This window comes from Rhodococcus artemisiae (genome assembly GCF_036327795.1).
GTDB lineage: Bacteria > Actinomycetota > Actinomycetes > Mycobacteriales > Mycobacteriaceae > Rhodococcus > Rhodococcus artemisiae.
Genome location: NZ_JAUTXY010000003.1, coordinates 455,574 through 481,458, shown reverse-complemented (window position 1 = coordinate 481,458; position 25,885 = coordinate 455,574). Strand labels below are relative to the sequence as shown.

The following is a 25,885-nucleotide window of genomic DNA, read 5'->3' as shown; positions in this document are numbered from 1 at the left end:
TCATAGGTCGTTGTTCTTCTCTTCGTCGACCGCGACCAGCCGAACACTCGCGACCCGGCGGCCGTCCAGCGCATCAACGATAAGCCGATGGCGGCCGACGACGACGCTGTCCCCCACGACCGGGAGATGCTGGAGGCGTTCCTGCACGAACCCCGCCACTGTCTCGTAATCTCCGTCCGGCAGTACGACCCCGGTCTCCGCCGAGAAGTCCTCGACGATCATCAACCCGTCGACGCACCCCGCATCCGAGTTCGACTCCATCCTCGGATTCCGATCGCCGATCTCACCGATGATCTCCTCGACGATGTCCTCGAGGGTGACGATCCCGGCCGTACCGCCGTACTCGTCGACGACGACCGCAAACTGCTGGTCGCCGAGCCTCAGATCGTGCAGCACCGTCAACGCAGGGATGGTCATCGGCAGGTGCAATACTTCGTGGCACACGTCGCGGACCGTCGCGTCGGGATCGGCGAGAATCAGATCGCGGACGTGGACGATCCCGACGACGTCGTCGAGTGATCGTCCCGTCACCGGATATCTGATGTGCCCACCATGGAGTGCCTCGTCACGCGCGTCGGCAATCCGAGCCGACGCCTCGAGAAAGTGCACCTCGGTGCGCGGCAACATCACCTCGGCCAGCGAACGTTCCACCGCGTCGAAGACCTCCGACAACAGCATCCGTTCGTGCTCCGGAATCGCCGTCTGATGGACCATGTCCCGAAGGTCGTCATGGGTGACCTCCTCGCCCCGCGCGGCAGGGTCTCCGCCGACGGCCCGCACCACCAGATCCGTGGACACGGACAACAACCGGATCACCGGGCGCATCACGAACGCAAACTTGTCGAGCACAGGCCCGGCCAGGAGAGCCACACTCGTGGCGCGCTGGAGGGCGATACGCTTGGGCACGAGTTCACCGAGTACCAGCGACAGGTACGAGATCACGAGCGTGGTGAGGACGAGCGCGATCGCGGAGGCCGCACCGTTCGGCAGCCCCCACGCGTTGAGTATCGGCTCCAGTCCAGGTGCAATCGCCGAAGCACCGTATGCCGCGGAGAAGAAACCTGCGACAGTGACACCGATCTGCACGGCCGACATGTATCGGTTCGGATCCCGCGCAAGCACGCCGACCCGGGCCGCCCGACCACCTCGTCGTTCGAGCGCACGGATCCGGCCGGCGTTGAGTGACACCAACGCGATCTCGGTTGCCGCGAACACTCCGCCCAGCAAGATGAACGTGAGGACGAGTGCGGAATTGCCGAGAACGGACGCGGTCATGAGCCGATTCCGTCCAGTCTGTGAAGCAGTGCGAGATCGGCCATGTCACCTGACTCCTCGACGGTCGGACACCCTGAACCCAGCTTAGAAGGGCGCTCATCGGCGTTTCAGGTTTCGATGGCACACTCGACGACGACCACGACCACCGAACCGCGAGGTGCGCTCCCACATGACCCGATTCCGACGCGTCCCTGTCGCTGCTGCCGCAGCCGCAGCCGCAGCCGCAGCCATGATCGGCCTGCTCGGCGCGTGCGCCCCCGGAACCACCTCGGATCCGACACCGTCGAACACCCCGGCACCACCAGCGTCCGAACCCGCGCACGCACCCGGCGGCGTCACCGAAGCCCAGGCCGCCGACCTGTGCACCCGCATCGAGGGCCAACTGCGGAGCTGGCGCACCTACACGCCGTCCGTCGGGAAGGGTGGCCTGAACATCCTCGTCGGCGAATGGGGTGCGGCAAACGGAATCGACCTGATCGCACTGGCCGGGGATCGTGCGCGCGTCGACACCATCACCTCCGAGCAGTGCTCCCAAGTGCGCGACGAGACTTTGACCGCCCTGCAGATTCCCGATCTCGCCTCGTCCCTCGTCGGGTTCTAGGCGATGGCCGACCGACGTAAGCCCTATCCCCCGATCGAACCGTACGACCACGGCTTCCTCTCCGTCGGCGACGATCAGCAGGTGTACTGGGAGGTCAGCGGAAACCCGGACGGCAAGCCCGTCGTGTTCCTGCACGGCGGGCCGGGCGGCGGTACGTCGCCGCAACAACGCCGGTTCTTCGATCCCGAGGCCTACCGGATCGTGATGTTCGATCAGCGAGGGTGCGGGCGGTCGCGGCCACATGTTGCCGACGGGGCCGACCTGTCGGTCAACACGACCGACCACCTACTCACCGATATCGAGCGGCTACGTGCATACCTGGATATCGAGCGCTGGATGGTGTTCGGCGGATCGTGGGGGTCGACACTCGCGCTGGCGTACGCGCAACGTCACCGCGAGCGCGTCACCGAACTGGTGCTGCGCGGAATCTTCCTGCTGCGCCGCAGCGAGATCGACTGGTACTACAACGGCGGAGCCGGGGCGGTGTTCCCGGACCTGTGGGAAGGCTTTCTCGCACCGCTGGCCGGCGCCGGACCTGTGGAGCACCCGGTCGACACCTATCACCGGTTGCTGCACTCCCCCGATCCGGACGTCGCGTTGCGCGCAGCGATCGCGTGGTCGACGTGGGAGGGCGGAACGAGTTCGCTGCTACCGCAGCCCGACCACGTCGCCGACACTGCGGAACCCCGCTTCGCGCTCGCCTTCGCACGAATCGAGAATCACTACTTCTACCATCGTGGTTTCCTCGACGAAGGGCAGTTGCTGCGGGATGCCCATCTCCTGCACGGCATCCCAGGCGTGATCGTGCAGGGCCGCTACGACGTGGTGTGCCCCGCCATGAGCGCGTGGGATCTTCACCGCGCCTGGCCCGGCTCGGCGTTGCACATCGTCGATGACGCCGGACACTCCGCGCACGAACCCGGCATCACCCACCATCTGGTGGAAGCGACCGACCTGTTCCGATAACACCGTGCTGCCCCGATGACACCGCGACGTCACGGGAGCCGACCGAATCCCACCACGGCCGAGTCGTCCCGCCAGTCGAGCGTGTGGACACGAATTCGGCCGAACTCGTTGCCGCCGACGGTAATCGCCTCGTCACCGTCGACCGCGACGACGATGTTGGTGTGCTGCCCGAAACCTGCGGTGTTCTCGTACAGGACGACGTCGCCCACCTCGGGCCGGTAGCCGGACTCCACCGATTCGAAGCGATCATGCTGCTCGTAGTATTCCTGCAGCGTGTACACCCCGGGGATCCGCCAGTGTCCGGAGTGCGGATTCGACAGCGGCATACCTGCTTCCCGCATGATCCAGCTGACGAAGTCGGCACACCACTGCTCTTCGACACCCTCCGAGTAGAAGGTGCCGGGGCGCTGCGTCCGGTGCTCGCCCTCGAGGAGTTGCACGACGGTCGCCTGCTCCGCCGACAACGCTTCGGAGTCGACCGCAGGGAACGACGCGGTGTCCCAGGGCAGGTATCGGCTCGGCGCCCACCACCACACTGCGGCGACGAGCATCAGCGTGAGCGCGGCGAGCACCACGACAATTCTCGTCGCCGCATGCCTGCCGCCACCCGCAGTCCGGGTCTCGGTACTCATGCGCGTGCGAACTCGTACGTGAAGTGCACCTTCCGGGCGGCAGGATCCGCACCGGTCAGCCGGACGGTGACGCGCTCGCCTTCCGGCGGTTTCCCGGCGCAGGGTGCGATGACGGTCTCTGCCGCCACGAACACCTCGGCGTCGCGACGGTCGGTGGCCTCCTTGATCACTGTCGCGTCGAACTCCTGCCCGACCCTCGACGAGAGCACGACGGCCTCCGTGAGGTCGATGCATGCGCGCCCGACCTTTCCCGACAACGAGTCCGTCGACGACATGATCTTCGGCAGTACAGGCAGCGTGTTGCGGACGTGCGACGGGATCGCGGCGCCCGCGGACACCGCGAGACACACCTCGGTCGTGTACCTGTCCGACAGGCGGCGCAGCGGAGCGGTCACATGGGCGTAGGGTGCACCGATCGCACCGTGCAGGCTCGATCCGGGTAGTTCACCGTCGAACGTCGCATACGATGCGCCGCGCAGCAGGGTGGGAGCCTCGCTCATGAGCACGAGCGTCGACGGCGTGTTCGCGTCGAGACCGGCAAGGAACGCACCGACCTGCACATCGTCGGGCCACGGCACACCCAAGGCGGTCGCCGTGCGACGCAGCGCCGCGACGGCGTCCTCATCCGCAGGTGGCAGTGTCCGCAACAGGCCCACCTTCGCATCGAGCATCAACTGCGCCGCACACATTCCGGTGAGCAGCGACACCTGCGAGTTCCAGTCGTCTGCATCCGTGCGGGGTTGCACCGTCAGTGTCCAACCGTCCTCGAGGGGTGTCACGTCCTGCTCGGGTAGACGCAACTCGATGGCTCCCCGTCCGAGTGCCGCCACCGCCCGCAACCGACCGAATTCGGGTAACGCTGCGATGGAAGGATGCAGTGTCCCGGCCTCGGTGTCGCGTTGTACGCCCGCGTAGTCGAGTCGCGCGACGGAGCGGATCAGCGCACGACGTACCGTGACCGCCACGGGTTCGGCACGTTCGTCCATCTCGATCCGCCAGAGCACCACGGGACGGATCGCCTCGGGGAGCAGGCTCGCCGTACCCTCCGACAGTTCCCGCGGGTGCAGCGGAACGGACCCGTCGGGAAGGTAGAACGTCTGCCCCCTGCGATGCGTCTCCGCTTCGAGCGCACCGCCCGGTTCGACGACGGCGTACACGTCGGCGATCGCGTAGTGCAGAACGAAGCCGCCCGCCGTGCGCTCGAGGTGGAGTGCTTGGTCCAAGTCCATGGAGTCCGGGGGGTCGATGGTCACCAGCGCTAGGTCGGTGCGGTCCTCGCGGTCGCCGCCGAACCGGTCCGTGCACGCGCGGGCTTCCGCGAGCGCATCCGCCGGATATCCGTCGTCGAGACCGAATTCGGAGCGTACGGCTGCGAAGTCGATCGCAGGGGCGACGACGAAGGGTGCTGTCACCACTGGCGTAATTCTCCTGCGCCCTGTAATCCTCGTGCGTGCCGCGGTGTCAGTTGTTCCATTCGTCGTCGGCCTTGTCGGCCGCCTTGGTTCGCTCGGCAGCAATCTCCAGGGCGCGCTCGGCTGTGTCCTTGTCGGGGTACGGCCCCATGCGGTTGAGGGCACCCGGATCCTTGCCCTGACTGACCTTGCCTGTGCTCACGTCGTAGTACCAGCCCTCATCGCTCATGATTCAAGTGTGCCCGAACAAGGTCGACTTTTTGCCGCTACACGAGGTCCGGCGTGGCTGGTACCGTCGGCCCGGCACCACAGACCGTCATCAATGAGGAGCCGAACACATGTCGTACATTCTCTTCGACACCCTTCTTCCGTACATCGGGCCGGAAGCCGCCTCGCACTGGGCACATCTGCTGGTCGTCGGGCCGCTGTGATCGACAAGTAGCAGCACCCCCGGCAGCGCAGTACCGGGAGGCAGAGCGGACGAGTCGGCCTGTAAGCCGGATCCTGTCCCCGTCGAGACGGGGTGACGACCATCCATCTGGACACACCGTTGCCGGGTGCCTCGAGCGGTCCACCCGCAGGCTCGGGCGAGCAGCCCTCGAACACCTGCGCAGCCGCACCGGTTCCCGGAACGGAATCGGTGCGGCCTTCGACCTTGCTCCGGGCGGGGTTTACCAAGCCACCCCGGTCACCCGGGATGCTGGTGCGCTCTTACCGCACCGTTTCACCCTCACCTGCCCCGGAGGGCAGGCGGTCTGTTTTCTGTGGCACTGTCCCGCGAGTCACCTCGGGTTGCCGTTAGCAACCGCCCTGCTCTGTGGAGTCCGGACTTTCCTCGATTCAGGGCCTGGCACCATTCGGTGCCGGTTCCCCGCCCCGCGGTCGCCCGGCCGACTCATCCGCTCGAACAGACTAGCCTCCCGACTGTCACCGACGCGAACTACGGTCTGTAAGCATGACTCGATACGTAGCCCTGCTGCGCGGAATCAACGTCGGCGGCGTCAGGATCAAGATGGCCGATCTCGCCGCGCTGTTCACCGGCATCGGCCTCGGCAATGTCCGGACGGTCCTGGCCTCGGGAAATGTGTTGTTCGACGCAGACGGCACCGCTACCGATCTGAAGGCTCGGATCGAACACTCCCTGTCCGACACGTTCGGGTACGACGCGTACGTGTTCGTCCATCCGCAGTCGTACCTGTCGGCCGTTTCCGAGGCGTACCCGTTCGACGAGGACGTCGACGGCCGGCACTCGTACGCAGTGTTCGTCGCCGATGATTCGGTACTCGGTGAACTGGCCGGCCTAGGCAACACTCTCGATCCGACGGTCGAACAGATCGCGGTCGGTGACGGCGTCGTCTACTGGGAGGTCGAGAAGGGCGCGACCATCGGCAGCGACTTCAGCAAGAAGATCGGCGCGGCCAGGTACAAGCCGGTGACCACCAACCGCAATATGCGGACGGTGCGCAAACTGCTGTGAGTTCACGCTGCTGAATCCCTGCCGCGCTAGCAGTGGTATCGCCGGTAGTGCCCGTGATGTGTGTGGGTGTGCCACTGCTGCATGTGCTGTGCGTACTGGTGGTGCTGCGCACGCGGCTGTTGTGCGTTCGGCGCGATCCAAGGCTGCTGCGCGGCGGGGCGGTAGTACGGAATCGGTTGCGGGAGCGTCGCCGGCTCGGTCGGGAATCCGTAGATTCCCCGAGGATCACCATCGAGGTACGCCTGATGCTGTGCGTCGGCGCGAGCGACGATGGCCGCTTCCTCGCGGCGACGCTCGTCGCGGGAGCGCCGGCGGCTCCCTGCCGCAACCGCAGCGAGTAGGACGGCGAGCATCACCGCAGCGACCGCCGGTTCCTCCTGAGCGAACCCGACCAGCCACAGGACCCCCAAGGTGGTGAGGATCGGGTGGCGTCTCCACCACGGTCGGCGATCCACCACGAATTCCGGGGCGGGCGAGGCAGCGAACGGTGCGGGGGCAGGGTGGGTCGCGTACGCATGAACCTGATAGCCGCTCATCACTGTTCCTCCTGCTCGAGTGATGAATCCATCTTGGCAGAGCACGCCTGCTCCCTGCCACAACGACGTCGTCACATGCAGGTCCGGGCACTCCCGAGAAAGATATTCGGAATCTGTGTAACGAGCCGAGCGTGCAGCCGATAGACCTGATGAGTGGCCGCGCAGGCACACCCCCGACATGTCTGCGCGGCCACTTTTCGTGTGCGGTCGAACTTCTTACAGATACGACGTGTCGTTGACCAGGCGCACAGACGATCCGCCGTCCGGGTAGAACTCGGCGATGCTCAACGACGCCAGATCCAGATGCAGGCGGTACAGCAGCGACGGACCGGAATCCAGGGCGAACTGCAGCAACGTCTTGATCGGCGTCACGTGCGAGACCACGAGCACGTTCGAGCCCGGGTACTGGGTCGTCAGGTCGTCCCGGACACCCGCGATGCGGGTGCGCACGTCGTCGAAGCTCTCTCCCCCGGGCGGCCGTACCGAGGTGTCGCCGAGCCACTTCTTGTGCAGATCGACGTCGCGCTCCGCAGCTTCCTTGAAAGTGAGGCCTTCCCACTCGCCGAAATCCGTCTCGATCAGACCCTCGTGGACTGTCACCGGAAGGTTCAATGCGTCGGCGGCAGCGGAGGCAGTCTCTCTGGCCCTGCCGAGCGGCGACGACACCACCGCGGAAACGCCACCGCGTCCCGCGAGCATCTGCGCGGCCGCAGACGCCTGGCCGCGGCCCAGCTCGGTGAGCTCAGGATTTCCGCGACCCGAGTAGCGGCGTTCCACCGACAGCGGGGTCTGGCCGTGACGAAGGAGCAGCATCCGTGTCGGAGCGCCGGTCGCACCCGTCCATCCGGGTGCCTTCGGTGTCTCGAGCTTCGGCGTCGTCGGTGCCTCGGCGTTCTCCGCGGCTCCGAGCGGGTTCGCGGCTGCGTCCATCGCTTCGTTCGCGAGCCGGTCGGCGTATCCGTTCTCTGCGCGCGGCACCCACGTGTAGTTCACGCGCGAGAACTTCGACGCCAACTCCCGCGCCTGCGCGGCGAGCGGAATCATGTCGGGGTGCTTGACCTTCCAGCGCCCCGACATCTGCTCGACGACGAGCTTCGAATCCATCCGCACATCGACCTCGGCGGCACCGAGCTCGGCCGCCGCAGTGAGCCCTGCGATCAACCCCCGGTACTCGGCCACGTTGTTCGTGGCACGCCCGATACTCGCCTTACGTTCGGCGAGCACCGCTCGGTGCTCTGAGTCGAATACGACCGCACCGTAGCCGGCAGGCCCCGGATTTCCGCGAGAACCGCCGTCGGCCTCGACGACGACCCGACTCACAGACCCGATTCCTTGGTACGAACCATGATCGCGTTGCATTCCGGGCAGTGGACGACCGCGTCGGCCGGCGCAGCCGTGATGCGGGCGATCTCGCCGCGATCCAATTCGATGCGGCACGCGCCGCAACGACGGGCCTGCAGCAGCGCCGCGCCGATGCCCGACCGCTCACGCTGCTTCTCGTAGACGTCCACCAGCTCGGCAGGCAACGCCGCAACCAGGGTTTCACGGTCGCTACGACAGCGACCTTCGGCAACCTCGATGTCGGCGAGAGCCTCGTCTCGGGCGCGGGTCGCGTCGCCGAGCTGCTCGTCGATCTGCGACACCTGCGCGCCGGCGTGATCATGGTCGGCCTTCGATGCCTCGCGCCGCTCCATGACCTCGAGCTGGTCGTCCTCGAGCGCGGCCTGCCGGCGCTCGAGGCTGCCGAGCTCGTGCTGCAGTTCGGTCAACTGCTTCGAGCCGACGCTGCCGCCTTCGAGCAGGGCGCGGTCGCGCTGTGCGCGCTGGCGCACAGCCTCGATCTCGCCCTCGATCTTGTGGATGTCACGGTCGAGGTCGTCGAGCACGATCTCGACGGCGACAGCCGCGTCCTTCCGGGACGCCCGCTCGGCCTGGAGCCGGTCCACCTCCTGCTGTTCCGGCAGGGTGCGGCGACGGTGCGCGAGACGGTTGAGCTCATTGTCCACGGAGGCGATGGAAAGGAGCTTTGCCTGCACTGCGGGTTCGACGTTCACTCGGGTGGTTCCTGCTTTCGGGTTCTGGACACGGGAATGGCTGCGCCTGCGGCCCTGGCCGCGGCCGGACCACGTCTGCGCCCCTGGCCGCGGCCGGACCGCGACGACGGTCTCGTAGCTGATTACCGTACCGCGCGGGCCGCCGTCGTCCAGGGATCGGTGCGCAGGTCCGTGACGCGGGACTGCCATCCGTCGTGCTCGCCGAACGCTTCGTCGAGGATCGCGCTCGCCTGCGCGCACCACGGTTGTTCGCTGGCCCAGTGTGCGACGTCGACGAGCGCAGGTCCACCGGACCGGAGATGTTCGTCTGCGGGGTGATGCCTCAGGTCTGCCGTCACATATGCGTCGACACCCAGGGCAGAAACCTTTCCGAGGAACGAGTCACCTGATCCGCCACACACCGCCACCGTCCGGATCGGGAGTTCGGGGTCGCCGGCACCGCGCACACCCCACTCCGTGGGCGGCAGCGCCGCCGCGACCGTCTCGGTGAATTCGCGCAGTGTCTGTGGGTGCGGCAGCTCTCCCACGCGACCGAGACCACGGTTGCTCGGCAGCTCGGCGAGCTCGAACACGTCGAACGCCGGTACCTCGTAGGGATGAGCGCTGCGCAGCGCCGCGAGCACCGTGGCGCGCGCCCGGCGAGGGGCGATCACCTCGATGCGGTCCTCGGCCACCCGCTCGAGTTCCCCGACCGCACCGATCGACGGGTCGGCACCGTCGACGGGACGAAACTGTCCGGTGCCCGACGCCGTCCAGCAGCATTCTCGGTAGTTGCCCAGCGCACCGGCTCCGGCCTCGAACAACGCAGCACGTACGGGGCCGGATGCCTGCCTCGGCACCATCACCACCCACTTGTCGGTGGCCGGTTCCGGCTTCGGATCGATCGGCCGCAGCCCTGTCAGACCCAGCGCCTGCGCCAACGCATCGGATACGCCGGGATCGGCGCGATCGGCGTTGGTGTGCGCGGTGAACAGTGCGCAGCCACCCCGGATCAGGCGGTGGATGAGCGCGCCCTTGGGTGTGTGCGCGCCGACGGTGTCGACGCCGCGAAGCAGCAGCGGGTGATGCACGAGGAGAAGGTCGCCGCCCCATTCCAGGGCCTGGTCGACGACTGCCTCGGTAGCGTCGACCGCGAGCAGCACCTTGCGGACCGGGTCATCGGGATCGCCCGTGACCAGCCCCACCGAATCCCACGACTCCGCCAACGACGGCGGATACGCCGTGTCGAGTACCTCGATCACCTCACGAAGCGTCGCTGTCACGAATCCTCCTGCGTTCGGTCGCGTCACGCACAGTCCTGATGCCCGCCGACGACCCTACGCTGCGGTTCTTCGGGAACCAGGGACAATGGCCGGGTGACCCTCCTCGCCGCTCCGCACCCGCTGCTGCTGCCCGCCCCGGTCGTGTTGTTCGATCTCGACGGCACCCTGACCGATTCTGCGACGGGCGTGATCAACGGTTTCCTCCATGCCGCCGAGACTGTCGGTTTCACCGTTCCCGACGGAAACCTCGAGTGGCTGCTCGGACCTCCCATGCGCGACACATTGCGCTCGTTCGGCCTCGGCGACGCCGAGATCGAACTGGGGTCGGCGGCCTACCGCGAGTACTACACCACCACCGGCTGGTCCGAGAACGCCCTGTTCGATGGCATCGGCGCGATGCTCGTGGCCGTCCGCGACACCGGCAGCCGCCTTGCGGTGGCGACCTCCAAGAACGAGTCTGCTGCTGTGCGGATTCTGGAACACTTCGGGATAGCGGACCACTTCGAGTTCATCGGCGGGGCGAGTGAGGACGGTGTCCGGCGCGCGAAGGCCGACGTAGTCGCGCACAGCCTCGCCGCACTCGGTGTCGAAGCAGTCGGTGCCGCACAGGGCGGAACCTCCGATGTCGTGATGGTCGGCGACCGCGAACACGACATCCACGGTGCCGGCCGGTTCGGCATTCCCACTCTGTTCGTCGAGTGGGGATACGGCACCGAAGGCGAGGGCGCCTCAGCAGCGACGACCGTCGCCGCCGTCGACGACCTCCAGTTCCTCCTGACAGGCACTCACTGATATGGCTGGAACAAGCGTGACCGGGGCGCCGCTGCATGTGACTTTCGTCTGCACCGGCAACATCTGCCGCTCGCCGATGGCCGAGAAGATCTTCCTCGAGCATCTGCGACGAGAAGGGCTCGACCGCCGGGTCCGAGTGAGCAGCGCAGGCACCCACGGCTGGCACATCGGCTCCGACGCCGACCCCCGCACCGACGCCATCCTGCAGAAGCACGGATACCCGACCGGGCACCGAGCCGCGAAACTCGGGGACGATCATCTGTCGGCCGATCTGGTGGTAGCGCTCGCGACCGGCCACGACCGCGAACTCGCGGTGCTCGGCGTCCCGAATGAGCGTCGAGTGTTGCTACGCAGCTTCGATCCGGACGCCGACGACGACTCGGTTCCTGACCCGTATTACGGCGGGCTGGCCGCATTCGAGCAGGTACGGGAACAGATCGAAGCATGCGTACCCGGCCTGCTCGACTGGGTGCGACAGCAGTGAGATACGCATCACGGTCTACCGTGGACGTGTGCGCCGACTGTCATTTCTCCTCCGCCCGAGCTGGCTTGTCCTCGCTCTGGTAGTGGTTGGCTTCGCCTACGCATGCTTCACGGTGCTGGCGCCGTGGCAGCTCGGCAAGAACACGAGCACAGGTGAGCGCAACGAGCGCATCGCGGAGTCCGTGTCGCAGGACCCGGTGCCCGTGGGCGAACTGTTCGGCGACGGCGGCGCGACCGTCGAGACCGAATGGCGGCGGGTCATCGCAGAGGGGAGTTACGTCCCGGATTCGGATGTCCTGGTGCGGTTGCGGAGCACCGAGTCCAAGCCTGCCTACGAGGTCCTCACCCCGTTCGTGCTCGACGAAGGAAGGACCATCCTCGTCGACCGCGGCTACGTGCGTCCCGTCGAGGGCACGGCGGTGCCCGAGATTCCTGATCCACCGACCGGACCGGTCGCTCTCGAGGCACGCATCCGCATGTCGGAGGGCACCGTCGAAGATCGGGATCCCTTCACCGACGCTGGATACCTGCAGGTCTACTTCATCGACTCCGGCCAGATCGCCGAGGCGTCGGGGCTCGATCTCGTCAACGGATACCTTCAGCTCGATCCGGAGCAACCCGGCGTCCTCGAGGCGAAGGCGCTGCCTCAACTCGATTCCGGCCCCTATCTGTCCTACGGATTGCAGTGGCTCGCATTCGGCATCATGGCGCCCCTCGGGCTCGCATACTTCGTCTGGGCGGAGATTCGGGAACGTCGCAAGGCGAAGGCGCGGGACACCGATGAAGTCGCTCCGGCGAAGCCGGAACCTCCGTCGAACGAGGCGACGATCGTGCGTTCGGGTTCGGTGCGTTCCGCCTCGACAGCTCGTACCACCAGCGACAAGCTGGCCGACCGATACGGCGGGCACCGGTGACCACGTACTGGCACACGTCACTGCCCGGTGCTTCACCACACGAGGAGTTCCCGATGTACTCGACCGTCGACGACTACCTGGCCGACAAGGATCCCGCGGCCGTCGACGCGTTCCGGAAATTCCGCGCCCTGGTCCTCGCGCTGGGTGACGACGTCGAAGAGACGGTGCACACTTCGGAGATCTCGTGGGCTCGGGCGTCCTCATCGACGCCGAGGGGGTTCGCTGCCGCATTCCTGTACGCCACCCGTCTCGAAGTGGCCCTGGATCTCTCCCGGCGCGTCCACCACCCGACGTTGCGTGAGGCGTATCCCACGACGGGCAGGGTCACCACTCATCGCTTGAGTCTCTCGTCGGCGGACGACCTGGACGACGGGTTCTGCGCTCTGCTGACAGAGGCATACAACACCGCCTCGATGACCGCCGGGTAGTTCGGAAGTCCGGCGTGCCGGGCGACATCCTCCGCAATTACGGTCGCCTCAGCCGCGCCTCGAGTCCGTCCAGGATCAACCCGAGCCCGAATTCGAAGTTCTCCTCCCAGGTGGAATCGAACGTGTTCTCGGACAGCTCTGCCATTGCAGGGAATCGTCCCGAGCTCATCACTCGATTCAAAGTGGGCAGCTGGTAGGTCCAGAACTCGTCGTCCGACATTCCCGACTCCGACGAGGCGTTGAGCCACAGGAGTTCCTGCCGCACGGTGCCGGTGACGTAGGAGTCGATCACCGTCGCCAGGTTCATCTTCTCCTGGTCACTCGAGGACAAGTTCTTCACGCCGGTGAAGAACAGATTCAGGTCCGCGACACTGTTGGGCCCCAATACCGGTCGGCTCCAGTTCGCCTGCAGGGCCCACGAGTGGGTGATGTAGAGCTTTCGTGTCTCACGAGCGGTAGTGGCCAAGAACTCGCGCCATCCCCGCTCAGCGGCGGTCCTCCTCGCTTGCGAAGGGCCGACCACGGCATCGAGCATCAGGTCCAGCAGTTCCCCCTTCGAGGGCACGTAGCGATACAGCGACATGGTGCCCACGTCGAGCTTCTGTGCCAGTTTTCGCATCGACAGCGCTTCGATTCCGTCGGCATCCGCGAGTTCGATGCCGGCGGTGACGATCTGCCCCAGCGTGAGCCTGGACTTCGGACCCTTCGCCCGCTCAGGAAGGCCTTCCCACAACAGTTGAAGGCTCCTGGCCAGCGGATTCCGATCGGTCACGTGCACTCCTAGCGTTAATGCCTTGCCTACTGCGCACACCGTACGCTACCGTGCTGCGTGCATCGTATGGCGTACTCCGTACGCAACAATGAGGGGAGATGCGGAGATGAACTCAGGACCGGCCGTCCAGGCCACCGGCCTGATCAAACGGTACAAAGACAAGGTCGCGCTCGATGGGGTCGACCTCCTCGTGCCCCGTGGAACAGTCCACGGTCTACTCGGCCCCAATGGCGCGGGCAAGACCACGACGGTACGAATCCTGGCCACCCTGACCGACGCCGACGGCGGTACCGCCAGCGTGGCGGGATTCGACGTGGCGAACCAGCCCCGCGAAGTCCGCCGCAGAATTGGGTTGACAGGCCAGCAGACCGCCGTGGACGACCTGATGACGGCGCGCCAGAACCTCACCATGTTCGGCAGACTCTTCCGGCTCGGCAAGACGGACGCTCAGCGCCGCGCCGACGAGCTGCTGGATATCTTCGGACTCGCCGACGCCGCCGGCCGATCACCCAAGAAATTCTCCGGTGGCATGCGCCGCCGGCTCGACCTCGCAGCCTCGATGATCCTGGCCCCCCAGGTCCTGTTCCTCGACGAGCCGACAACCGGCCTGGACCCCGCCGGACGCCGGGAGGTGTGGGAGGCAGTGCGGAACCTGGCGGACGCGGGCACAACCGTGCTGCTCACCACCCACTATCTGGATGAGGCCGACAAGCTGTGCGACCGGATCAGTGTGATCGACCAGGGCCGGAACTTCATCGAGGACACACCCGCCGCGCTGAAACGGCGGATCGGGGACGAGCGGCTGGAGCTGGTTGCCCACGACCCGGCCGAACTGGCCAGGGCCGCCACGGTCATCGTCCGGGTCCTGGACGCCGCGGCGGACGTGGAGGAGGCCGAGGGGCGCCTGAGCATCCCGGTGCCCGACGGCGTCGCCGCGCTGACATCGGTGGCTGCCGCCATCCGAGCCGAAGACATCGACATCGCCGACATCGGACTGCGCCGTCCGACTCTCGACGAGGCATTCCTGTACCTGACCTCCGCTGCGAAAAGCACTCTCCAGGAGACGCGATGACCACCACCACACCCGCGCTCGCCGAGACCGCAGCTCCGGAGACCACCGGTTCACGTCTGATCTGGGCCGCACGCGACTGCTGGACCATTGTGCTCCAAGAATTCACCCACCTGATCCGCCAGCCCAGCACGTTTGCCTGGCAAATCGGCTTCCCGGTGGTGATGGTGCTGATGTTCGTCTACGTTTTCGGGTCGGCGATGGACGTCACCGGCCAGGGCGCCGGCGAAGGCTATGTGGATTTCGCCATGCCCGGCATGTTTGCCATGACGATGGCTCTGGGGTTCATGGACACCGCCTATGCGGTGACCCACAACAAGGAGAAGGGCTTCATGGATCGATTCCGGTCGATGCCGATGTCCCCTTCCGCGCCTGTGACCGGGCGTGCACTGTCCGATGTCATCCGAGCGGCCCTGGACCTGGTGATCATCGCCGGGGTGGCTTTGCTGATCGGCTGGCGATCGGGCGGCAGTCTCGGGGCAACATTGCTGGCCTTCGCGCTGCTGCTCTGGCTGAGACTGGCGTTGATACTCGTGGGCATCTATCTGGGGCTGTGCATCACCAATACCGAAACCGCTGGAATGCTCTTCGCAGTGGCATTTCCCTTGGGATTCATCTCGTCGGTCTTCACACCTCCGGAAATGATGCCCGGCTGGCTGGGCGCGATCGCGGCGTGGAATCCGGTCTCGTCGACGGCGACGGCGATCCGCGAGCTGTTCCAGACCCCGGGTATCGACTTTCTGGAGCCGGCCTACTGGATCGATGGCCACGCTCTGCCGGCAGCCATCATCTGGCCTGTGGTGATCATGTTGATCTTCGGACCGTTGGCGGTCCGCCAGTTCAATGCGCTCAGCCGGTAGGTCACCGACGAGCGGGGCACACTCGAGGAGCGTGTCCGAAGTGTGTCCACGAATGGAGGAAGGGCACCTCCCGGTTTCCCGGAAGGTGCCCTTCCCCTGCACTGACATCGGTGGGCGCGGAGGGTTTCGAACCCCCGACCGCTGGTGTGTAAAACCAGAGCTCTACCACTGAGCTACACGCCCGAAAAATCGGCAACCGGAGGCTGCCGATTTCACCTCAGGACTTTAGCGCGGCGAGCGCCCGGACCCAAGCCTGCTGGTCACGGGGCTCTCCGGGCCCGTTCTCCTCCGCGAACTGCACGACGCCGGCCTTGTCGATCACGAACGTTCCGCGGTTCGCGAAGCCGAGCTTCTCGTTGAACACGCCGTAGGCCTGAGCAACCTCACCATGCGGCCAGAAATCCGACAGCAGCGGGAAGGTGTAACCCTGCTCTGCTGACCAGATCTTGTGGGTCGGGGACGCGCCCACCGACACGGCGAGGATCGCGGTGTCGTCGTTCTCGAAGGTGGGCAGATCGTCGCGCACGGCACACAGCTCGCCCTGGCACACGCCCGTGAACGCGAGCGGGTAGAACACCAGCAGGACGTTCTTGGCGCCGCGGAAGCTCGACAGTGTGACTTCCTGGTTGTTCTGGTCCTTCAGGGTGAAATCAGGCGCTTCGGCGCCAACGTCGATCGCCATCGGTAATTGGTGTCCTTCATTCGGAGGAAGTGGCGGTTCAGCGGCGCGGACGGCCGGTCTTCGGCTGCACCAGCCGGCTGCCGATCCAGTCGCCGAGATTGGTTGCCGACGTCTGGGTCAGGCCGGCGGTGGTCGCCGATTCGGCGATCTCACTGGGCTCGACGTGGTCGGGGCGACCGGTCTTGGGGGTCAGCACCCACACGACACCGTCCTCGGCAAGGGGGCTCACGACATCCATCAAGGTGTCCACGAGATCACCGTCGCTCTCCCGCCACCACAACAGCACGGTGTCGACGACCTCGTCGGAGTCCTCGTCGAGCAACTCTGTGCCGGTGACCTCCTCGATCGCAGCACGCAACTCGTCGTCGGTGTCCTCGTCCCAGCCGAGTTCTTGCACCACGTGGTCGTGCTTGATACCGAGCTTCGAAACGTAGTTCTTGGCATCCGCCGCGGCGACCACGGTGGTTCCTCCTCAAGTTTGTGGCCGCGGAATGTTCCGCGTACCGGTGTGACGTGCGATTGATCAAAGCGAACATGGTCGGGCGCCTGAGCGCAACCCGAAACGCTGGGATTCCCAGGAGAATCTTCCGGATTTCCCAGAGAATCCTCGTGATCGACGCTACGCGCACCCCCCGAAGAGGGTCCACTCGGCCGCGTTCCAGGCCCGATCTGCCGGACCGCGTCGTGCTCGATCCTGCCCGATGGGGGAAGATGAGGGGTGCATCATGTTCAGATGTCGATGAGTTGGCCCCCACAAGGGCCGGCCTACGGAGTGGGCGCTACACCTGCGCGCCCCACCACGATGAGGAGCTGACGTTGACAGACCTGATCCACGGACCCGACTCCCGAGCGAACGCCGACACACCCGGCGTTTCGGGTACGGGCCCCTCGACCGACACCCCAGCCCCCGCGACGGGCAACCGGGTTCGGGTCATCCGCGAGGGCGTGGCTTCCTACCTGCCGGATATCGATCCGGCGGAAACCTCCGAATGGCTCGAGTCCTTCGACGGAATGCTCGACGCTGCCGGACCTTCCCGAGCTCGCTACCTGATGTTGCGCATGCTCGAGCGCGCCGGCGAGCGCCACGTCTCGATTCCGGCATTGACCTCGACCGACTATGTGAACACCATTCCCACCGAGAGCGAACCGTGGTTCCCCGGTGACGAAGAGGTCGAGCGCCGCTTCCGCGCCTACATCCGCTGGAACGCCGCGATCATGGTGACTCGTGCACAGCGCCCCGGCATCGGCGTCGGTGGCCACATCTCCACCTACGCCTCGTCGGCCGCCCTGTACGAAGTCGGTTTCAACCACTTCTTCCGCGGCAAGGACCACCCCGGTGGCGGCGACCAGGTCTTCATCCAGGGACACGCGTCGCCCGGCATCTACGCGCGAGCCTTCCTCGAAGGCCGAATCCCCGCCGAGCAGCTCGACGGTTTCCGTCAGGAGCACAGCCACCTGGCCAAGGGCGGAGCCCTGCCTTCGTACCCGCACCCGCGACTTCTCCCCGACTTCTGGGAGTTCCCGACGGTGTCGATGGGCCTCGGCCCGATGAATGCCATATACCAGGCACGTTTCAACCACTACCTGGAAGATCGCGGCATCAAGGACACCTCGCAGCAACATGTGTGGGCCTTCCTCGGCGACGGCGAGATGGACGAACCCGAATCGCGCGGCCTCGCACATGTCGCCGCGACCGAGGGCCTCGACAACCTCACGTTCGTCGTCAACTGCAACCTGCAGCGTCTCGACGGCCCGGTTCGCGGTAACGGCAAGATCATCCAGGAGCTGGAGTCGTTCTTCCGCGGCGCGGGCTGGAACGTCATCAAGGTCGTGTGGGGACGCGAGTGGGATTCGCTGCTGCACGCCGACAAGGACGGCGCGCTCGTCAACCTGATGAACGTCACCCCGGACGGCGACTACCAGACCTACAAGGCCAACGACGGCGCGTTCGTCCGCGAGCACTTCTTCGGGCGCGACCCGCGCACCAAGGAACTGGTCAAGCACCTCAGCGACCAGCAGATCTGGAATCTCAAGCGCGGCGGGCACGATTACCGCAAGATCCACGCCGCGTACAAGGCCGCGATGGAGCACAAGGGCCAGCCGACGGTCATCCTCGCCCACACCATCAAGGGCTACACGCTCGGTAAGCACTTCGAGGGCCGCAACGCGACCCACCAGATGAAGAAGCTCACCCTCGAAGACCTCAAGTACTTCCGCGACGTCCAGCGCATTCCGATCTCCGACGCGGAGCTCGAGAAGGACCCGAAGGCGCCGCCGTACTACCACCCCGGCTTCGACGCGCCCGAGATCCAGTACATGCTCGAGCGTCGCCGGAATCTCGGCGGGTTCCTCCCGGAGCGCCGTACGAACGCGGCGCCGCTGAAGCTGCCCGAGGAGAAGACCTACGACGTGGTCCGCAAGGGCTCGGGCAAGCAGGAAGTCGCCACCACGATGGCGGTCGTGCGCGTGCTCAAGGAGTTGCTCCGTGACAAGGGGATCGGCAAGCGCATCGTGCCGATCATCCCGGACGAGGCCCGCACGTTCGGTATGGACTCGTGGTTCCCGTCACTGAAGATCTACAACCGCAACGGCCAGCTGTACACCTCGGTGGACGCAGAACTCATGCTCGCCTACAAGGAGAGCGAGATCGGTCAGATCCTGCACGAGGGAATCAACGAGGCCGGTTCGACTGCATCGTTCACCGCTGTCGGTACTTCGTACGCGACCCACGGCGAGCCGATGATCCCGGTGTACATCTTCTACTCGATGTTCGGGTTCCAGCGCACCGGAGACGGCCTGTGGGCCGCGGCCGATCAGATGGCGCGCGGTTTCGTGCTCGGCGCCACCGCCGGACGCACCACCCTCACCGGTGAAGGCCTGCAGCACGCCGACGGGCACTCGCTGCTTCTCGCCTCCACCAACCCTGCGGCCGTGACCTACGACCCGGCGTTCTCGTACGAGATCGCCCACATCGTGCGCGACGGTCTGCGTCGCATGTACGGCGGCACGAAGGCGGCGGACGGAACGCTCGAGCCTGGCTTCGGCGGTGAGAACATCTTCTACTACATCACCATCTACAACGAGCCGTACACACAGCCGGCAGAACCCGAGAACCTCGATGTCGACGGCCTGCTCAAGGGCATCTACCTCTACCAGCGAGGTGCGGCGTCGGGCCCGAAGGCGCAGATCCTCACCTCAGGCGTGATCATGCCCGAGGCGCTGCGCGCCCAGCAGATGCTCGCCGACGAGTGGGGTGTCTCGGCCGACGTGTGGTCGGTGACCTCGTGGGGTGAGCTCCGCCGTGAAGGTGTCGAGTGCGACCGTCAGGCCTTGCTCGACCCCGGCCAGGATCCCGCAGTCCCGTACGTGCAGCGAGTGCTCAACGACGCGGCGGGCCCGTTCGTGGCAGTGTCCGACTGGATGCGTGCGGTGCCCGATCAGATCCGCCAGTGGGTACCCGGCGACTACACCGTGCTCGGGGCCGACGGGTTCGGGTTCTCCGATACCCGTCCTGCAGCGCGTCGCGTGTTCAACATCGACGCGGAGTCGACGGTCGTCGCCGTGCTGGCAGCGCTCGGCCGTGAGGGTGCGATCGACCCGGCTCGCGCGGTCCAAGCAGCGACGAAGTACCGGATCGACGATGTCGCGGCCGCTGCCGCGCCGACCTCGGATCCGGGCGTCGCCTGACCTCCACTGCGTGCGCTCATCTCGAGCATCGGTGAACCTACCCGGACCCGTCCGGGTAGGTTCACCGCATGGACGACGAGCCGGAACCGCGCCGGGTGATGCGCGCATCGCGTGCTCCTGCGGGACGCCCGATACCCCCGCAGCGCCCGGAACGCGCACCATTGCCCGATGCTCTGCTTCGGCGCGTCAAGCAGTTCTCGGGGCGTATGTCCACCGAAGCCGTCCACGTCATGCAGGAACAGTTGCCGTTCTTCGCGGACCTCGATGCGTCGCAGCGTTCGAACGTTCAGCTGATCATCCAGACGTCGGTCGTCGATTTCCTCGAATGGGTACGCAATCCCGACAGCGACATCACCTTCAGCCTCGAGGCCTTCCAGGCGATTCCGCAGGATCTGGCGCGCAGGCTCACCTTCCGTCAGACCGTCGACATGGTCCGCGCGGCCATGGAGTTCTTCGAACAGTGGCTGCCCGCCTTGGCCCGAAACGAGGAACAGCTGATCGCGCTGACGGAGGCGATCCTCCGGTACGGCCGTGAGCTGGGTTTCGCGGCCGCGTCGGTGTACGCGAGCGCTGCGGAGTCGCGGGGCGCCTGGGACACCCGCCTCGAGGCGCTGGTGGTCGACGCCGTCGTCCGGGGCGACACGGGGTCCGACATGCAGTCCCGTGCCGCGACCCTCAACTGGGATGCGACCGCCCCGGCCACCGTGCTCATCGGCTCTCCCCCGCCCGAGGAGGGCGTGTCCGCAGTGACGACAGTGCACACGATCGCCCGCGCGCACGGTCGCGCGGCACTGGCGGTCGTACAGGGCGAACATCTCGTGATGGTGGTCAGCGGGGAGCTCCACGGCGGCCCCGACGCCGTCGCGTTCCGGGAGGAGCTCATGTACAGCTTCTCGAACGATCCCGTCGTCATCGGCCCGACCACGCCGACGCTCGCGTCGGCACACGCGTCGGCGGTCGAGGCGATGGCGGGAATGGAGGCCGTCGTCGGCTGGCCGGGCGCACCCCGTCCAGTGCACGCGACCGAGCTGCTACCCGAACGTGCCCTACTGGGCGACCCGGGAGCGATCACCGCGCTCGAAGACGACGTCGTGGCCCCGCTCGCCGCCGCCGGTTCGGCCCTCTCCGACACATTGGACGCATACCTCGACAGTGGCGGTGCTGTCGAGTCCTGCTCCCGAAAGCTGTTTGTTCATCCAAATACCGTCCGGTACAGGTTGAGGCGAATCACCGAAGTAACGGGTCGGGACCCGACAAATCCGCGTGATGCGTACGTGCTCCGAATCGCAGCAACCGTTGGTCGTCTGGCACAAAGACATAACGAACTGAGATCCCCCACACCACCAGTCACTCGATTCACAATTCGCGAACAGGACACGTAACGGTTACGAGCAAGCTTCCGATGGAGAACGCCGACGTGGGAATTTGTAGGAACCCTACAAATCCTGCTCCCACCTTTCATTCCCACCGACATCTCGGAGGAGTGCCTTCAGGGTGTTCTCTGATCATCGTGATTTCGCTGCTTTCCCCCGGTCAGGGGTCTCAGAAACCAGGAATGCTGGCTCCGTGGTTGGAGCAGGCCGGTGCTCGCGATCGACTCGAGCTCTGGTCGAAGGCGTCGGGGCTCGACCTCGAGCGTCTCGGCACCACCGCTACCGCCGAGGAGATCACCGATACCGCCGTAACCCAGCCGCTCGTCGTTGCCACCGCGCTCCTGGCATTCGAGACACTCGAAGCACGTGGGCTGATCGCCGCGGACACGATCTCTGCCGGCCATTCGGTCGGTGAACTCGCTGCCGCCGCCGTCGCAGGCGTCATCACCACCGACGAGGCCGTTTCTCTCGCTGCGATCCGCGGCACGGAGATGGCCAAGGCATGCGCTCTCGAACCCACCGGGATGTCCGCCGTCCTCGGCGGCGCCGAGGACGAGGTCCTCGCCCGACTCGAAGAACTCGACCTGACACCCGCCAACATGAACGCGGCGGGCCAGATCGTCGCTGCAGGACGCCTCGACGCGCTCGAGGAACTCGCAGCGAACCCGCCTGCGAAGGCACGTGTCCGGTCGCTCCCTGTGGCCGGTGCCTTCCACACCCGTTTCATGGCTCCCGCGCAGGCCGCCGTCACAGCGGCAGCGGCGAAGATCACACCCAGTGATCCGAAGCGTCCACTGCTGTCCAACTTCGACGGATCACTCGCCACTTCCGGGACAGATGCACTCGACCGGATCGCAGCCCAGGTCACCCGACCTGTTCGCTGGGACCTGTGCACCGCCTACCTGAAGTCCGCTCAGGTGTCCGCCGTGGTGGAATTGCCACCTGCGGGGACGCTGGTGGGTATTGCCAAGCGCGAGATGCGAGGCACCCCCAACAATGCGCTCGAGACCCCCGCCGACATCGACACGTTGGCCGAAACGCTGGTTCTCGGTTAGGTTGCTGCGCGCGCTGTGCACACAACAATGCAGCGCGCCGAGTGACTGAGTATCAGTACACGAAGACTCCCGGGCATCCCGGGCACCGGCACGGACATCCGTACGGACCGGTTTCACACGACACCGTCGACAACACCGTCGACAAACCCAAGAAGGGAGCCACGAAGTGGCCGCCACCCAGGAAGAAATCATCACCGGTCTCGCGGAGATCATCGAAGAGGTCACCGGTATTGAGCCCTCCGAGGTGACCATCGAGAAGTCCTTCGTGGACGATCTCGACATCGACTCGCTCTCCATGGTCGAAATCGCCGTTCAGACCGAGGACAAGTACGGCGTGAAGATTCCCGACGAGGATCTCGCCAGCCTGCGCACCGTCGGTGACGCTGTCTCGTACATCCAGAAGCTCGAGGCCGAGGGCGTTCAGGCCACCAACGACGGCGAATGAGCACTGCCGTGACCTCCCCTTCTCCTCGGACGCTACGAAACGTCGTCGTCACGGCTCTCGCGACCACGACGTCGATCGCGGGTGATGTGGATGCCACATGGAAGGGACTCCTCGCCGGCGAGAGTGGGATCGGCACACTCAGTGGGTTCGTCGACGACTTCGACCTTCCCGTCCGCATCGGCGGCACGCTGAAGGTCGACCCCGACGAGTCGCTGTCGCGGGTCGAGATCCGGCGGATGAGTTTCGTCGAACGGCTCGCGCTGACTCTGTCCCGCACGGTGTGGTCGAACGCCGGTAGCCCGGAGGTCGACCAGGACCGCCTCGGTGTCGTGATCGGCACAGGCCTCGGTGGCGGAGATGCCCTCATCGACGCCGTCGACAAGCTCCGCGAGGGCGGATACCGCAAGGTGTCGCCGTTCGTGGTGCAGATGGTCATGCCCAACGGCCCTTCGGCCACGGTGGGTCTCGAACTCGGTGCTCGTGCGGGAGTCCTGACTCCCGTCTCGGCATGTTCGTCGGGTTCCGAGGCCATCGCGAACGCCCACCGGATGATCGCCATGGGCGACGCAGACATCGTTGTCACCGGCGGGGTCGAGAGTCGACTCGATGCGGTTGCCACCGCCAGCTTCGCGATGATGCGCGCGCTGAGCACCCGCAACGACGACCCCCAGGGCGCCTCCCGTCCCTTCGACAAGGACCGCGACGGATTCGTCTTCGGCGAAGCCGGCGCACTGATGGTCCTCGAGTCGGAGGAGCACGCCAAGGCACGTGGCGCGACGATTCACGCTCGCGTCCTCGGCTCCGGCATCACGTCGGACGGGTTCCACATCGTGGCGCCCGATCCGGAAGGTACGGGCGCAGCCCGTGCGATGACCCGCGCAATCGAGACCGCCGGGTTGTCCAAGTCCGACATCGGGCACGTCAATGCTCACGCGACGTCCACCCCGATCGGAGACATCGCCGAGGCGAAGGCCATCGGCGCAGCGGTGGGAAATCACGCCGCGATCTACGCACCGAAGTCCGCACTCGGTCATTCGATCGGCGCTGTCGGTGCACTCGAGGCAGTACTCACGGTCCTGGCCCTGCGTGACGGAGTCATTCCTCCCACGCTGAACCTCGAGAACCAGGATCCAGATATCGACCTGGATGTGGTGCATGGGGAACCGCGCTACGGACAGATCGATTTCGCGTTGAACAACTCGTTCGGTTTCGGTGGGCACAACGTCGCCATCGCGTTCGGCCGGGCCTGACCCGACCGGCATACGCCGCGCAGGCGGTGGAGGTTCCGCTCTGGAACCTCCACCGCACCCACTCACCGCGTTTCGCCCGAGGAGCACCCGATGACAATTCTGGATCCAGCCACCCAGCGTGACAGCGCAGTGGACCCCCGCGATCCGCTGGCCCGCCTCGAGAAGCTGTTCGATCCGGGATCGGTGGAACTGCTCCACCCGCGCGACAACTCCGGCGTCCTCGCCGCGATAGGCCGCATCGACGGTGTGCGCACCGTCGCCTACTGTTCGGACGCTACCGTCATGGGCGGTGCCATGGGCGTCGAGGGGTGCCGGCACATCGTCCACGCGATCGACACCGCGATCGAGCACGAACATCCCATCGTCGGGCTGTTCCATTCCGGCGGAGCACGCCTCGCCGAAGGCGTCGAAGCGCTCCACGCAGTCGGCCTCGTCTTCGAAGCGATGGTCCGCGCATCAGGACACATCCCTCAGATTTCCGTCGTCCTCGGCTTCGCCGCGGGCGGCGCCGCCTACGGCCCGGCTCTCACCGACATCGTCATCATGGCTCCGGAAGGTCGCGTGTTCGTCACGGGCCCCGACGTGGTGCGGAGCGTCACTGGCGAACAGGTCGATATGGAGTCGCTCGGCGGACCGGACACCCACACCAAGAAGTCCGGTGTCGCGCACATTGCCGCCGAAGACCAGGAGGATGCGCTCCATCGCGCACGCCGCCTCGTGTCGATGCTCGCGGAGCAAGGCGAGTTCGATGTTGCCGCCGCCGAGCTCGGTGACACCGATCTCCGTGCGCTGATGCCCGCGTCCGCGCGCCGCGCGTACGACGTGCGGCCGATCGTCCACGAGCTGCTCGACAACGTCGAAGGCGAATCGAGTTTCGAAGAACTCCAGGGCGGCTGGGCACGCAGCATCGTCACAGGCTTCGGGCGCCTCGGCGGTCGAACCATCGGTGTCATCGCCAACAACCCGCTGCGTCTCGGCGGCTGCCTCAATTCCGAGAGCGCCGAGAAGTCGGCCCGGTTCGTGCGCATGTGCAATGCATTCGGCGTGCCGCTCGTCGTCGTTGTCGATGTTCCCGGATACCTGCCCGGCGTGAGCCAGGAATGGGAAGGCGTCGTGCGGCGTGGAGCCAAACTTCTTCATGCCTTCGCAGAAGCCACGGTGCCGCGCGTGACGCTCGTGACCCGCAAGATCTACGGCGGCGCCTACATCGCCATGAACTCGCGTGCACTCGGTGCAACCGCCGTGTTCGCGTGGCCGGAGTCGGAGGTCGCCGTCATGGGCGCGAAGGCTGCGGTGGGAATCCTGCACAAGAAGGCGCTCGCCGCCGCGCCCGACGACGAGCGCGAGGCATTGCACGATCGTCTCGCGGCCGAGCACGAGGCGCTGGCCGGCGGAGTCGGCCGGGCGATGACCATCGGCGTGGTCGACGAGATGATCGAGCCGTCGAAGACCCGCAGCACACTCGCGGCAGCCCTCGCGGCAGCACCGTCGCGCCGCGGCCGGCACAAGAACATCCCGCTCTGATCCGAAAATAGATCACCAGACACACAACCATGCTCGCCACCTGCTCGACTCAACGAGATCAGGTGCGGCCACTGTGTTCCATTGAAGTGGTTAACCTCCTCGCAGATGGTGAATGAGGGGTGGCCGCCCGGAGGGACCCGATGGGAGGAACGAGTCTGATCCTCGTGCTCGTGACCTGGTGGTCACGGCAACACTGAAGGGCACATGCCCGGTCCCCACGCGCAGGCTAATCCACGGCCTCGAAGGACCATAGGAGCAACGGCGTCGACGGGCGACCACCACACCATTTTCAGCCCGGAACGGGCGCCCCGCCAGGGGCACATTGGCTAGTCCCAC

General features: G+C 66.0%; 26 protein-coding genes, 1 tRNA gene and 1 other RNA gene. 15 read left to right on the top strand and 13 right to left on the bottom strand.

Features of this window, described 5'->3' with window-relative positions; all coding sequences use genetic code 11:
* On the bottom strand, nt 1-1,275 hold the full coding sequence (locus tag Q7514_RS09850) for a hemolysin family protein (RefSeq protein ID WP_330133044.1): 1,275 nt from the start codon (nt 1,273-1,275) through the stop codon (nt 1-3).
* Nucleotides 1,276-1,444: 169 nt separating this feature from the next.
* Between Q7514_RS09850 and Q7514_RS09845 the strand changes: the two genes are divergently transcribed.
* Nucleotides 1,445-1,876: a hypothetical protein gene (locus Q7514_RS09845; protein WP_330133043.1), complete on the top strand. Its 432-nt coding sequence runs from the start codon at nt 1,445-1,447 to the stop codon at nt 1,874-1,876.
* 3 nt (nt 1,877-1,879) lie between these two features.
* On the top strand, nt 1,880-2,842 hold the full coding sequence (pip, locus tag Q7514_RS09840) for a prolyl aminopeptidase (protein WP_330133042.1): 963 nt from the start codon (nt 1,880-1,882) through the stop codon (nt 2,840-2,842).
* A gap of 29 nt (nt 2,843-2,871) precedes the next feature.
* On the opposite strand, the gene Q7514_RS09835 is transcribed toward pip, so the two are convergent.
* From Q7514_RS09835 to rnpB, 4 genes are all read right to left on the bottom strand, one after another.
* Complete coding sequence (locus tag Q7514_RS09835) at nt 2,872-3,474, bottom strand: CHAP domain-containing protein (RefSeq protein WP_408016063.1); 603 nt, start codon at nt 3,472-3,474, stop codon at nt 2,872-2,874.
* Complete coding sequence (locus Q7514_RS09830) at nt 3,471-4,889, bottom strand: RNB domain-containing ribonuclease (RefSeq protein WP_330133041.1); 1,419 nt, start codon at nt 4,887-4,889, stop codon at nt 3,471-3,473. The genes Q7514_RS09835 and Q7514_RS09830 overlap by 4 nt, the downstream gene beginning before the upstream one ends.
* Before the next feature lie 46 nt (nt 4,890-4,935).
* Nucleotides 4,936-5,115 carry a hypothetical protein gene (locus tag Q7514_RS09825; protein WP_330133040.1) on the bottom strand — a complete coding sequence of 60 codons (180 nt, stop codon included), beginning with the start codon at nt 5,113-5,115 and terminating at the stop codon, nt 4,936-4,938.
* A 248-nt stretch (nt 5,116-5,363) separates the two neighbouring features.
* Nucleotides 5,364-5,784, bottom strand: an RNA gene (rnpB, locus tag Q7514_RS09820) — RNase P RNA component class A.
* Between the two features lie 57 nt (nt 5,785-5,841).
* Between rnpB and Q7514_RS09815 the strand changes: the two genes are divergently transcribed.
* Nucleotides 5,842-6,363, top strand: coding sequence for a DUF1697 domain-containing protein (locus Q7514_RS09815; protein ID WP_330133039.1), 522 nt, complete (start codon nt 5,842-5,844; stop codon nt 6,361-6,363).
* A gap of 26 nt (nt 6,364-6,389) precedes the next feature.
* Here Q7514_RS09815 and Q7514_RS09810 read toward each other — a convergent pair whose 3' ends face one another.
* From Q7514_RS09810 to Q7514_RS09795, 4 genes are all read right to left on the bottom strand, one after another.
* Nucleotides 6,390-6,899, bottom strand: coding sequence for a hypothetical protein (locus Q7514_RS09810; protein WP_330133038.1), 510 nt, complete (start codon nt 6,897-6,899; stop codon nt 6,390-6,392).
* 216 nt (nt 6,900-7,115) lie between these two features.
* Complete coding sequence (locus tag Q7514_RS09805) at nt 7,116-8,258, bottom strand: bifunctional RNase H/acid phosphatase (protein WP_330133037.1); 1,143 nt, start codon at nt 8,256-8,258, stop codon at nt 7,116-7,118.
* Complete coding sequence (locus Q7514_RS09800; protein WP_330133036.1) at nt 8,216-8,953, bottom strand: zinc ribbon domain-containing protein; 738 nt, start codon at nt 8,951-8,953, stop codon at nt 8,216-8,218. Before Q7514_RS09800 ends, Q7514_RS09805 begins: the two co-directional genes overlap by 43 nt.
* Nucleotides 8,954-9,075: 122 nt before the next feature.
* A complete protein-coding gene (locus tag Q7514_RS09795) occupies nt 9,076-10,215 on the bottom strand; it encodes a Nif3-like dinuclear metal center hexameric protein (RefSeq protein ID WP_330133035.1) in 1,140 nt (379 codons plus the stop codon).
* Nucleotides 10,216-10,308: 93 nt separating this feature from the next.
* Here Q7514_RS09795 and Q7514_RS09790 point away from each other — a divergent pair, with 93 nt between their 5' ends.
* The 4 genes from Q7514_RS09790 to Q7514_RS09775 are packed head-to-tail and all read left to right on the top strand — an operon-like array spanning nt 10,309 to nt 12,832.
* Entirely contained in the window at nt 10,309-11,007 is a 699-nt protein-coding gene (locus Q7514_RS09790) for an HAD hydrolase-like protein (protein WP_330133034.1), read from the top strand.
* A 1-nt stretch (nt 11,008) separates the two neighbouring features.
* Nucleotides 11,009-11,491 carry a low molecular weight protein-tyrosine-phosphatase gene (locus Q7514_RS09785; protein WP_330133033.1) on the top strand — a complete coding sequence of 161 codons (483 nt, stop codon included), beginning with the start codon at nt 11,009-11,011 and terminating at the stop codon, nt 11,489-11,491.
* Between the two features lie 28 nt (nt 11,492-11,519).
* Nucleotides 11,520-12,404 carry an SURF1 family cytochrome oxidase biogenesis protein gene (locus tag Q7514_RS09780; protein WP_330133032.1) on the top strand — a complete coding sequence of 295 codons (885 nt, stop codon included), beginning with the start codon at nt 11,520-11,522 and terminating at the stop codon, nt 12,402-12,404.
* A gap of 53 nt (nt 12,405-12,457) precedes the next feature.
* Nucleotides 12,458-12,832, top strand: coding sequence for a DUF5655 domain-containing protein (locus Q7514_RS09775; protein ID WP_330133031.1), 375 nt, complete (start codon nt 12,458-12,460; stop codon nt 12,830-12,832).
* A gap of 37 nt (nt 12,833-12,869) precedes the next feature.
* Here the strand turns inward: Q7514_RS09775 and Q7514_RS09770 are convergent, their stop codons facing one another.
* Nucleotides 12,870-13,604 (bottom strand): TetR/AcrR family transcriptional regulator, encoded by a 735-nt coding sequence (locus tag Q7514_RS09770; protein WP_330133030.1) that lies wholly within the window; start codon nt 13,602-13,604, stop codon nt 12,870-12,872.
* Between the two features lie 106 nt (nt 13,605-13,710).
* Between Q7514_RS09770 and Q7514_RS09765 the strand changes: the two genes are divergently transcribed.
* Complete coding sequence (locus Q7514_RS09765) at nt 13,711-14,676, top strand: ATP-binding cassette domain-containing protein (RefSeq protein ID WP_330133029.1); 966 nt, start codon at nt 13,711-13,713, stop codon at nt 14,674-14,676.
* Entirely contained in the window at nt 14,673-15,533 is an 861-nt protein-coding gene (locus Q7514_RS09760; RefSeq protein WP_330133028.1) for an ABC transporter permease, read from the top strand. Before Q7514_RS09765 ends, Q7514_RS09760 begins: the two co-directional genes overlap by 4 nt.
* Nucleotides 15,534-15,644: 111 nt before the next feature.
* Here Q7514_RS09760 and Q7514_RS09755 read toward each other — a convergent pair.
* The 3 genes from Q7514_RS09755 to Q7514_RS09745 form a co-directional block, all read right to left on the bottom strand.
* Nucleotides 15,645-15,716 (bottom strand) — tRNA-Val (locus Q7514_RS09755).
* Nucleotides 15,717-15,750: 34 nt separating this feature from the next.
* Complete coding sequence (locus tag Q7514_RS09750) at nt 15,751-16,215, bottom strand: peroxiredoxin (RefSeq protein WP_330133027.1); 465 nt, start codon at nt 16,213-16,215, stop codon at nt 15,751-15,753.
* A 37-nt stretch (nt 16,216-16,252) separates the two neighbouring features.
* Nucleotides 16,253-16,675: a DUF3052 domain-containing protein gene (locus Q7514_RS09745; RefSeq protein WP_330133026.1), complete on the bottom strand. Its 423-nt coding sequence runs from the start codon at nt 16,673-16,675 to the stop codon at nt 16,253-16,255.
* A gap of 356 nt (nt 16,676-17,031) precedes the next feature.
* Here Q7514_RS09745 and aceE point away from each other — a divergent pair, with 356 nt between their 5' ends.
* The 6 genes from aceE (at nt 17,032) to Q7514_RS09715 (ending at nt 25,549) form a co-directional block, all read left to right on the top strand.
* Nucleotides 17,032-19,902, top strand: a complete 2,871-nt coding sequence (gene aceE / locus Q7514_RS09740; RefSeq protein ID WP_330133025.1) for a pyruvate dehydrogenase (acetyl-transferring), homodimeric type — start codon at nt 17,032-17,034, stop codon at nt 19,900-19,902.
* 98 nt (nt 19,903-20,000) lie between these two features.
* Entirely contained in the window at nt 20,001-21,284 is a 1,284-nt protein-coding gene (locus tag Q7514_RS09735; protein ID WP_330133105.1) for a PucR family transcriptional regulator, read from the top strand.
* Nucleotides 21,285-21,412: 128 nt separating this feature from the next.
* Complete coding sequence (locus Q7514_RS09730; RefSeq protein WP_330133024.1) at nt 21,413-22,330, top strand: ACP S-malonyltransferase; 918 nt, start codon at nt 21,413-21,415, stop codon at nt 22,328-22,330.
* Nucleotides 22,331-22,496: 166 nt separating this feature from the next.
* Nucleotides 22,497-22,775, top strand: a complete 279-nt coding sequence (gene acpM / locus Q7514_RS09725; RefSeq protein WP_169686267.1) for a meromycolate extension acyl carrier protein AcpM — start codon at nt 22,497-22,499, stop codon at nt 22,773-22,775.
* Complete coding sequence (locus tag Q7514_RS09720) at nt 22,772-24,025, top strand: KasA/KasB family beta-ketoacyl-ACP synthase (RefSeq protein WP_330133023.1); 1,254 nt, start codon at nt 22,772-22,774, stop codon at nt 24,023-24,025. The genes acpM and Q7514_RS09720 overlap by 4 nt, the downstream gene beginning before the upstream one ends.
* Before the next feature lie 90 nt (nt 24,026-24,115).
* On the top strand, nt 24,116-25,549 hold the full coding sequence (locus tag Q7514_RS09715) for an acyl-CoA carboxylase subunit beta (RefSeq protein WP_330133022.1): 1,434 nt from the start codon (nt 24,116-24,118) through the stop codon (nt 25,547-25,549).
* Nucleotides 25,550-25,885: the final 336 nt, after the last annotated feature.